Raw genomic sequence first — 610 nt, 5'->3', positions numbered from 1 at the left:
CGCCCGTGGCGAGATCCTCGAGCTGAAGAACACCGTCAACACGATGGTCGACCAGCTCTCGTCGTTCGCCGACGAGGTGACGCGGGTCGCCCGCGAGGTGGGCACCGACGGCAAGCTCGGCGGCCAGGCCCAGGTCCGCGGTGTCTCCGGCACCTGGCAGGAACTGACCGACAACGTGAACCAGCTGGCCGGCAACCTCACCGGCCAGGTCCGCAACATCGCGTCGGTCACCACGGCCGTCGCGAAGGGCGACCTGACCCAGAAGATCACCGTCGACGCCCAGGGCGAGATCCTGGAGCTCAAGAACACCGTCAACACGATGGTGGACCAGCTGGGCTCGTTCGCCGACGAGGTCACCCGGGTGGCCCGCGAGGTGGGCACCGACGGCAAGCTCGGCGGCCAGGCCCAGGTGCGCGGCGTCTCCGGCACCTGGCGTGAGCTCACCGACAACGTGAACTCGATGGCGGGCAACCTGACCAGTCAGGTCCGCAACATCGCCCAGGTCACCACCGCGGTCGCGAAGGGTGACCTGGGGCAGAAGATCACCGTCGACGCCCAGGGCGAGATCCTCGAGCTGAAGAACACCGTCAACACGATGGTCGATCAGCTC

At 67.7% G+C, this 610-nt stretch carries 1 protein-coding gene; it reads left to right on the top strand.

The features are described from left to right. Nucleotides 1-610: HAMP domain-containing protein (locus ABD437_RS38890; protein WP_344654002.1), on the top strand; the 610-nt coding region annotated here is incomplete at both ends.

The organism is Cryptosporangium japonicum, from assembly GCF_039524755.1.
In the GTDB taxonomy this organism is placed as follows: Bacteria; Actinomycetota; Actinomycetes; order Mycobacteriales; family Cryptosporangiaceae; genus Cryptosporangium; species Cryptosporangium japonicum.
This window is presented reverse-complemented; position numbering and strand designations above follow the sequence as displayed.